Source organism: Intestinimonas sp. HCP28S3_D6, from assembly GCF_052065695.1.
Taxonomy (GTDB): Bacteria; Bacillota; Clostridia; order Oscillospirales; family Oscillospiraceae; genus Intestinimonas.
In genome coordinates this window covers 1-8,064 of the sequence record NZ_JBQHTM010000078.1, presented here as the reverse complement: position 1 = coordinate 8,064, position 8,064 = coordinate 1, and the positions used below count along the sequence as shown (strand labels likewise).

10 protein-coding genes and 1 pseudogene are annotated in these 8,064 nt (G+C 44.7%); 6 read left to right on the top strand and 5 right to left on the bottom strand.

The window, feature by feature from the left end; genetic code table 11:
- Positions 1-227 precede the first annotated feature (227 nt).
- A complete protein-coding gene (locus ACTNBK_RS16065; RefSeq protein ID WP_195306561.1) occupies positions 228-962 on the bottom strand; it encodes an ImmA/IrrE family metallo-endopeptidase in 735 nt (244 codons plus the stop codon).
- A gap of 455 nt (positions 963-1,417) precedes the next feature.
- Between ACTNBK_RS16065 and ACTNBK_RS16060 the strand changes: the two genes are divergently transcribed.
- From ACTNBK_RS16060 to ACTNBK_RS16045, 4 genes and pseudogenes are all read left to right on the top strand, one after another.
- On the top strand, positions 1,418-1,831 hold the full coding sequence (locus ACTNBK_RS16060; protein ID WP_148337073.1) for a helix-turn-helix domain-containing protein: 414 nt from the start codon (positions 1,418-1,420) through the stop codon (positions 1,829-1,831).
- A gap of 67 nt (positions 1,832-1,898) precedes the next feature.
- Positions 1,899-2,408, top strand: a complete 510-nt coding sequence (locus ACTNBK_RS16055) for an ImmA/IrrE family metallo-endopeptidase (protein WP_148337074.1) — start codon at positions 1,899-1,901, stop codon at positions 2,406-2,408.
- A 32-nt stretch (positions 2,409-2,440) separates the two neighbouring features.
- Positions 2,441-2,755 (top strand): carboxylate--amine ligase, encoded by a 315-nt coding sequence (locus tag ACTNBK_RS16050; protein WP_441147620.1) that lies wholly within the window; start codon positions 2,441-2,443, stop codon positions 2,753-2,755.
- Between the two features lie 64 nt (positions 2,756-2,819).
- A pseudogene (locus tag ACTNBK_RS16045) lies at positions 2,820-3,222 on the top strand (Y-family DNA polymerase); the annotation flags it as partial.
- Between the two features lie 268 nt (positions 3,223-3,490).
- Here the strand turns inward: ACTNBK_RS16045 and ACTNBK_RS16040 are convergent.
- The 3 genes from ACTNBK_RS16040 to ACTNBK_RS16030 all read right to left on the bottom strand — a co-directional run bounded on the left by ACTNBK_RS16040 (position 3,491) and on the right by ACTNBK_RS16030 (position 5,548).
- Positions 3,491-3,982: a GNAT family N-acetyltransferase gene (locus ACTNBK_RS16040; RefSeq protein ID WP_441147618.1), complete on the bottom strand. Its 492-nt coding sequence runs from the start codon at positions 3,980-3,982 to the stop codon at positions 3,491-3,493.
- A gap of 147 nt (positions 3,983-4,129) precedes the next feature.
- Positions 4,130-4,939 carry a GNAT family N-acetyltransferase gene (locus ACTNBK_RS16035; RefSeq protein WP_148337076.1) on the bottom strand — a complete coding sequence of 270 codons (810 nt, stop codon included), beginning with the start codon at positions 4,937-4,939 and terminating at the stop codon, positions 4,130-4,132.
- A 69-nt stretch (positions 4,940-5,008) separates the two neighbouring features.
- Entirely contained in the window at positions 5,009-5,548 is a 540-nt protein-coding gene (locus ACTNBK_RS16030) for a helix-turn-helix domain-containing protein (protein WP_148337077.1), read from the bottom strand.
- A gap of 351 nt (positions 5,549-5,899) precedes the next feature.
- Here ACTNBK_RS16030 and ACTNBK_RS16025 point away from each other — a divergent pair, with 351 nt between their 5' ends.
- Entirely contained in the window at positions 5,900-6,217 is a 318-nt protein-coding gene (locus ACTNBK_RS16025; protein ID WP_119345523.1) for a helix-turn-helix domain-containing protein, read from the top strand.
- Between the two features lie 129 nt (positions 6,218-6,346).
- The gene (locus ACTNBK_RS16020) at positions 6,347-6,577 is read left to right on the top strand and encodes a sporulation initiation factor Spo0A C-terminal domain-containing protein (protein WP_148337078.1); all 231 of its coding nucleotides are present in this window, start codon (positions 6,347-6,349) and stop codon (positions 6,575-6,577) included.
- A gap of 155 nt (positions 6,578-6,732) precedes the next feature.
- On the opposite strand, the gene ACTNBK_RS16015 is transcribed toward ACTNBK_RS16020, so the two are convergent.
- Entirely contained in the window at positions 6,733-7,821 is a 1,089-nt protein-coding gene (locus ACTNBK_RS16015) for an SEC-C metal-binding domain-containing protein (protein ID WP_148337079.1), read from the bottom strand.
- Positions 7,822-8,064 lie beyond the last annotated feature (243 nt).

Genomic DNA, 8,064 nt, shown 5'->3' with positions numbered 1-8,064 from the left:
GTTTTCTTCTTGCGGAAGCTGTATTCGATATCCGTAACTGTTTCCTGTTTCTTCATCCCCATACACCACCATTGCGTTGATAGTGTTATTATCCCACATCCGGAGCCTTTATGGTAGTGCGGATTAAATCAGAGATTCCCTAGGTCTTTGCGCCGCAATCGCCTCTCGCGCCCGGATAATTTTGTCTAACATTTCTTGTGAGGGCTCTGTGATGCGAACATTTTTACTCATGCCCATACCTCCAGTGGATCAACAAACTCTACATACGGGCGTTCTTCCAGATACCCAAGCTGCCGGAGACGAATCATTGCGGCAGACTTGGACACGCCGAGCGTTTGACAGAGAAGTGAAAGTGCCAACTTGTCCGCATATGAAAACCTCCCTTCATAGCTAATCAGGGTCCGACATTGAGCGAAAATCCACATGGCCCGATCTATCTCCGCCTGGGGCATGAGCAGGGCGGCCCCCAAGGCATTGGCCTGCCACTCGTTCCAGTCCTCTCTGCTTTTCAGGTCTCGGAGGGAGTAGGACCGTCGTTCCGAGTAGAGTTTGCGACACTTTTGCTGGGACTCCTCGGACTCCATCTGAAACAGGATTTGATGTGCGCACTCATGTGCCAAGGTAAAGCGACGCTTGCCGCACAGCTTTTTGACCTTGCCGGTCTCCAGAAAGCAGGAGTCCAGAAGAATTTGATTTTGTTTGAGTTCTATGGTACGAACTACTCCCATTTCCTCAACGATGTACTCGGCATCGGCATAGCTGGTCAGACCACAAATACTTCCATCTGCAGACAATCGGGCAAATCGAACGTTTAGCCTGAGGTAGTCGCGCGCGAATTCGTCGATGGGTGTTGCGTGAACATATTTATCCCCAAAAACAGTGCTGCCACAGTAGAAGAACTTGTTGAAGTCCTGAATTATAGCTGCAGCAATATCCTCTATTTGACGATGAGAAAGAATCATTGACTTACCTCCTTTGCTTCGACGAACCATTTGTTTCCTTCGCTGAACAGGAAGGTTTCCTTACCGTGAATCATGACAGTATATCGGATTCCCCCTCCACTTACCCTGGAGGAAGCGGCCCTGCACTTGTACTTCAGCTGGTCAATTTGATAGATACGGCCATTTGTCCAGCGAATAAAACGAGGATGGACTCCACCGTTTTGGTCTACATCAAGATTGACGGAGACATACTCTTTTCTGCATTGTACCTTCATTACAATATTCTCCGTTTTCCAGCCTACTTCACGAACAATTTTTCGTGCTTTAGATTGACAAAAAACTGTTCGTATGATAATATCTTAATACAAACATAGTTTCGTGTTGCGCTTTCATTATATCAAGAACATGATTTCGTGTCAATCCTGAATTGCGAAAAAATGTTCGTATTAATGACAAAAAAAGAAAGAGGTGCCTTTATGGGATTTAAAGAACGTCTGAAAGAAAAGCGACTTGAAGCTGGATTAACACAGGCAGAACTTGCAGAAAAAGTTTCTGTAACAACGCGAACGATTCAGAATTACGAGTTAGGTTCAAGGAAACCTGGCAACATGAAGGTAATTGGTGATATAGCTACCGTCCTGGGTACAACCGCAGATTACCTTCTCACCAGTTCGGGTATCTATTCCGTGGAAGCATATCAGAAGGGTGGCGCAAAAGCGGCGCGAGACATCGACGAGTTGGTCAGTGAGGTGACTGGCTTATTTGCCGGCGGTCAGCTTTCTGAAGATGCACTTGAGGGTGCGATGCGTGCTCTCAACGATGCCTATTGGATGGCCAAGGAGCGAAATAAGAAATTTACGCCCAAAAAATATCGTCAGCAGGTAGAGTAAGGCCTATCTGTGGGGCCTAAGCTGTGAGATAATAATGATGAACATCCGCAGGTCGGAGGTGGGCTTCATGACCAGTAAAATGCTCTCCAAAGTCGGCACATCTCTGGTGCGCCGCTTCGGAACACGCGATCCTTTCCAGATTGCAGGAGAATTGGGAATTTCTGTTCTTCTGTGTGAGGATTTTGGCTCTCTAAAGGGAATGTACCGCGTCATTAAACGCAATCGGTTTATATTTTTGAACAAGGATCTGGGAGACAGAATGCTTCGTATTGTCTGTGCGCATGAGCTTGGGCACGACCGGCTCCATCGAAAGCTGGCACAGGCAAACAGCCTACATGAATTCATGCTGTATGACATGACCACACGGCCAGAGTATGAGGCGAACATTGTTGCAGCAGAAATTCTGATAGACAACGAGGAGCTACTGGACTACATCTATACTTATCAATATTCTGCCGAGCAAATCGCCAAGGCAATGGACACAGACATCAACCTGGTCGCCTTAAAAATAGCACACCTAACAGAACTCGGATACGATTTGCGGCCGGTGAATCATAGAAGTGATTTTTTAAGGTAGTGGCGAAAGTGCTGCTAGGAAGGGGTTTCTCCATGAAGTACAAGTTGTACCGTTCTTTTGGAAATCTAGATAAAGATGTTCGTAGGCATGAGCTAGTTGCTGTGGAGTATGGTACGAATCTGGAAGCAGTGACGGATGCCCTTATTCATGCGGTATCCGATAATCTGGCGGGAACACCTGAATACGCGAGTTATAAAACCGCTGCTTTTGCACCAGCTCCAGTCAAGGAGTTTCGTCGTGTTCGGAGGTACGACTATGAAATGACAGGAATTGTATATCCACCTTATGCGGACAAAAACATCCTGATTGACTACGGTATTATTGAGGAAAGCGAACTCGAGAAATAATATTGCACCCAATTTCAAGTGCCGTTTTGCGTTAAAAAGCGAGAATCCAAGGAGGCGTCTTACCATGAAGCAAAGGTTCTATTTCGCAATTGACCTAAAGAGCTTTTATGCCTCCGTCGAATGCCGGGAGAGCGGTCTCGATCCTCTGGACAACAACTTGGTCGTTGCCGACGAGAGCCGTACCGATAAGACCATCTGCCTTGCCGTTACTCCGTCCTTAAAGGCCTATGGAATCTCTGGTCGTGCTTGGCTATTTGAGGTAGTCCAGCGGGTTAAGGAGGCCAACCGTGGCCGGCTTTACGATGCGCCAGGGCAACGATTTTCTGGCAAGTCTTGCTTTTTCTCTATTAAATGCCACACCGAGGCTGGAGATTGACTATCTAATTGCACCACCGCGTATGGCCTACTATATGGAATACAGCATACGCATCTACAGCATCTATCTGAAGTACATTGCTCCAGAGGATAGTCTCTAGACCGAAGATAAGCGTTACTTTCTTTATTCCTGATGAGAAAAAGACTGGTGGTTCTTATACCACCCTTACCGGCAACCTAAAACGGGTTGACCTCTATGAGCGTCTCCTGGTACTGACAGATGGAAAAAAGATCCCGCTGGATGAAATTGCCGATATAAAAGGAGCCTGCTTTTATGGTGTTTTTTAGTTGTCACATCCTTTGCACCTATGAAGTCCTAATATCTTGAGCTGCGCTTCAAAGAGCACTAGGCAGCAGAACTTACTCTCGAACCTCGGCGGACGATTGTCTTTCAATAGGCTTATTCAGAAGGCTCATATATAACAGCGGGTAGGGGTTTCCCTGTTCGTCGAGGTTTGTCCTTTTGTAAACCTGAAAGCCCATGTGTTCATAGAATCCCTTGGCCTGCGGATTTTGCTCATTCACAGCCACCCGCTCTACGGTATAGGTTTTAATCCCATGTTGGAGCAGGCGTTTTCCGAGACCCTTTCCTCTTTCTTCCGGGGAAATGAACAGCATTTCCAATGTGCCGTCCTCAATTCCCATGAAAGCTACGGGGCAGCCCATATCATTTTTTGCGATCATCAGATGAGCAATTCCCATGAGCGCCTGTGGGACATATTCCTTGATGTGTTTGATCTCACTATCCGACAGGAACAGGTGTGTCGCCCTGACAGAGCTTTCCCATACTGTAAGCAGCTGGTTTATGATATTTGGTGTTCTCTTTTTTATTTCTACTTCAATAATTTTCATTGTTTCTCCTTTGTGGTGTACGAAACACCAAAAAGTCTGATTCGTATGCTATTTGCATCAGCTACTGTTTTCCGTTTATTCAACAGGTATAGGACAAGTTCACTTCATGTCCATATGACATGGAGGACTCGCACCAAGGGCTTTGTTTCACCAGGATAGTGTATATTCTAAGACATGGCTTAGCAGCTTGCGCGGTTCCACGCCAAATTTATCTGCCAGTGCAACTGTTGCGGCATCAATCAAATTAAGATTCTCTTTTTCCACCTTCTCCAGTTCCTTTTGGTCAAGGATTAAGTATTCAGATACTCCATTCGGCTGTGCTCCCATTTTTTCAAATAACTTCTGACTTGCGTGGTTACTTGGGTCGATCCGTACTCTGAATTGCCGGACCCCAAGACGAATGACCATGGCGTCAAGCATTGCCGAAATTGCAATACGACCTAAGCCGTGATTAGTCCATTTTTTGTACAGCTCAATTGCTATCTCCCAAGGCTCTTGGGCTGTATTTTTGATCCCGCAATATCCAATATACTGGTCATCCAGAATAATGGAAAGCATGAGGGACTTTTCGCCGCAATGGTCCTTCCAGAGCGCATTGCGGTAGGATTCTTCGTTCAGCATATCCCTTATATATGAATTCTCTTCCTGAAGGGATATAAAGCAATCCCGATCATCATCCTCAATCTGCCGGAGAACAATATTATAATCTGGGCATTTAATAGGCCCTGCTTCCCAAAATCTGGCCTTCACTTGTTTACCCACTACATCTGCCACAGCAAAATCTACCAGAGTTCCCGCCAAGGATGGATTTGTTTGTTTTCTGAGAATAGCAATTGCTTCTTTTTTCTTCTCCTCGAATGACTTACCATCATCTGCGTCAAGGAGCTGCAGAACTTCCTGTACAGTGGATTCCAGGCTGCTCTTCATCAAAGTTTTGGTAACTGACCGGCGGTTCAAATGCAAACACTCCCTCAACTTACTACATATTCTTTACAGGTGTTGATCTCTTGAAGACATCCATACACGTTAACTTTCTTTGCTAAAAATAAGTTTATTCTCAATGACTTCAAAGTGCAGCTTATCTCCATCGGCTATATCTAACAAATTTCTGCCCCACTTCGGAATACATATCTGGCCATCACTAAAAACAGTCACGGTATCTGTGCGTAAACTCTCTCGTGTTACACCTGGGATTAAGCCTTTATCTATGGAATGGTAAATCGTCTGTATCGATATAGAACCCGTCTCATACTCTTGCAACTCATCAACAATTTTTTCTGGACTTAACTTTCTATTTAGGATAAGACTTGCGATATGTTCGGCAAGTTGAGGGTTAAGCGATAATATAGCTTCTGGCCCTTTTTCAGACAAATGTTGTTGATATGCTTCGTCGGCACAATTAGGGTCATAGCTCCCGTTTACGCTTCCACGCTTAATTTCTCTGTAAACAGTAGAAACATGGGTATTCAATGCCTGTGCAATTTCTGGTTTTTTGCATCCTGCGTCCAACATTTCTCTGAGTTGTTTTCTTTGTTCAAGCGTTAAATGATTGAATGTTCGTTCCATGCTTATAATCCACCTTCATAGACTGGATAGACAAATAATCCTTCCAAAAGTCTCTTTAACAATTATAAGGCGGAAATGAGAAATATCAAGGATAAATGCGACTTCATACTAAAGGCGCACTTATTCACCACCAGTTAAAGCTGGGGGAGCTACTGCCTAGATTCCAAAACTTGAACTTAATCTATGGTTCCTCATCCAATGCCATGCCCTGGTGTTGTGAATGAGGATTTCTTTTTTTACAAAAGTTGTTCTTTAGAATTATGCCTCGTTCTTTGGCTTCTGTATGAAAGCGGCCATCTCAACTATACTATCTTTAGAGCAAAATTAAGTTCTAAAGGAGGAGGCGGAAGGGTGGACGCAAAGGCAGTTGGACAACGCATAAAAGCTGCAAGGGAGAAAAAGAGTATGACACAAGAAGACCTTGCTGCTCGTATCAACATCAGCCCAACTCATGTAAGCGTCATTGAGCGCGGTACGAAGATTCCGAGGATAGATACATTTGTTGCAATTGCGAATGTGCTTGAAGTGTCTGCGGATGAGCTGCTGGTGGATGTGGTGAATTGTGCGGCAAATGGAGTCGCTTCAAATCTTTCTGCCGCCATTGAGGTTCTCCCTCATGAAGAAAAAATGCGCGTTTTGAAAGTTGTGGCTGCGTTGATAGGTAGGTGAGTGTGGAAGAGCTTGTGGCTTCTTCCACACTTTTTTGTTCTCCGTCAAGATTTGCGCTTTTTCGATATTCTTTTGATGCTATACTTGTGCTAAAGAACTAGTTAGAAATCTAAAGACGGAGGAGTTAGTATGAGAAACTTTGATGAAATCCTTGCTAAGATTGCCCGCGACAATGGAACGACACCTGAGGATGTGCTTCACGAAATGCAGGTGGCAATTGATAATGCCTATGACCACCACGACCAAGAAGCTCAACAATTGTGGGACAAAATGACCTTTAAGGGGGATAGACCGACGCCGGAAGAGTTTATCTTTCAGGTGGCAATGATGCTGGATGAAGGCAATGTCATACTACAATAAAGCAAAGGCTCCTTTGCAAGTTGCAGGGGAGCTTTTGTCTCAAACTATCGCCTTATTCAGATCGGCCATGCTCTTGGTCCCGTATTCTTCCTCAAGGATCGCAAGCAGCTCATTCAGGTTTGCCATCGGTGCCCCCTCTGTTCAGTGCAATAGTATCACCTTCCACAGCATTTCTTATATTTTTTGCCGCTGCCACAGGGACATGGTTCATTGCGGCCGATTTTTCTGCTGTGCCGTATGCCATCAACCATTCTGGGCATGAGGTTTGCCATTTCATCGGGGGCATGCCCATTATTTGACCATAAGCGTGTCGAGTTGGACATCTGAACGAGTAACTGAGCGAGCGGTTCAAACTGAGAATCTGTGATAGAGATACCGAACTCATCCAGCACGTCAACGGCAGCCTGTATCCCGGCTTCCACTACAAAAGCGAAGTGAATCTCTCCGAGGATCTCAAGTGCCGTTGCTTCATTAACATGAAGATGATTGATCAGGTAACGCTTTACTCCCTCTGTCTGATGTGTGTGCTCAAAGAAGTACCAGTCCGCATATTTGAGGAAATCCGTTTTATCTGGAAGAAAGCGCGGTTTATTACCAACCTGGCGGAGCAGATCCTGGACATCGGAGAAGTTGTTTTCATCAAATTCGATACTGACAATGTAGTCTTTCCAAAAGCAATACGGAGCGCCGACTTCGATATATCGGGGAAGTACGGCACAGACTTCGTCAATGCTTGTTTGCTGCTCGTTTTGCAGATTATAGATTTCAACAAAATCAGTCTTAGCAATCACTCCATAAAGATTGACCGCAGCCAAAGCATACGTATGGAGCTCGTTATAGTATTGTCTGCGATGAAGAAAGCCTCCTGATATAAGTTCGGAAAATAGTGCCTTGATTTCGCCTGTCATATAAATGATTTGCTCATATGAGTTTGGCTCCTGGACAAGGTAACAAAGTTCCTTCAGCAACATGAAATTGTCAGGCAAGCTCCCATTCAATGTCACGGATTCTTTTTCATACGCTGCCTGAAATAACGTCCAGGTTTCATCATCGATAACATACAACAATTCCTCAAGACGCTCCGGTACCAGCAAAGCTGAAAAGACGGAAGAAACCAGGGCCTCCTTGCGCATCGTACTTGAGCCTTTCACATAGAATCCTCTTGCTATTTTCCGCAATTCAATTACGGTTTTCTTGGAGAGAACCTTGGATAATGAAATTTTCTCACATAATGATGATGCCATTTCTACTCCCTCCGCTCATGTGCCCAGTTACAGTTTTACTTATATTTTAACAAAATCGTCGTCGTAGCGTCAATGATCCGATTCTATGCCGTTTTCGGTGAAATGAAATTAGAGCAAAGGGAAAGCGTGCAAAATCTAGGGAACCTCTGAATAAAAGCCTTTATCCTGTTTCTACTCAATGTATTAGCCGCCATTTGCGCTTGGTTAAGGTGATTTCAGTGCAAAATAGCCATTATTTATCTG

Bases quoted from the DNA above. Each gene is read 5' to 3' on its own strand.
- ACTNBK_RS16030 (WP_148337077.1), bottom strand. From the start codon at position 5,548: ATGGAACGAACATTCAATCATTTAACGCTTGAACAAAGAAAACAACTC.
- ACTNBK_RS16040 (WP_441147618.1), bottom strand. From the start codon at position 3,982: ATGAAAATTATTGAAGTAGAAATAAAAAAGAGAACACCAAATATCATA.
- ACTNBK_RS16055 (WP_148337074.1), top strand. From the start codon at position 1,899: ATGACCAGTAAAATGCTCTCCAAAGTCGGCACATCTCTGGTGCGCCGC.
- ACTNBK_RS16050 (WP_441147620.1), top strand. From the start codon at position 2,441: ATGAAGTACAAGTTGTACCGTTCTTTTGGAAATCTAGATAAAGATGTT.
- ACTNBK_RS16065 (WP_195306561.1), bottom strand. From the start codon at position 962: ATGATTCTTTCTCATCGTCAAATAGAGGATATTGCTGCAGCTATAATT.
- ACTNBK_RS16060 (WP_148337073.1), top strand. From the start codon at position 1,418: ATGGGATTTAAAGAACGTCTGAAAGAAAAGCGACTTGAAGCTGGATTA.
- ACTNBK_RS16020 (WP_148337078.1), top strand. From the start codon at position 6,347: ATGAGAAACTTTGATGAAATCCTTGCTAAGATTGCCCGCGACAATGGA.
- ACTNBK_RS16015 (WP_148337079.1), bottom strand. From the start codon at position 7,821: ATGGCATCATCATTATGTGAGAAAATTTCATTATCCAAGGTTCTCTCC.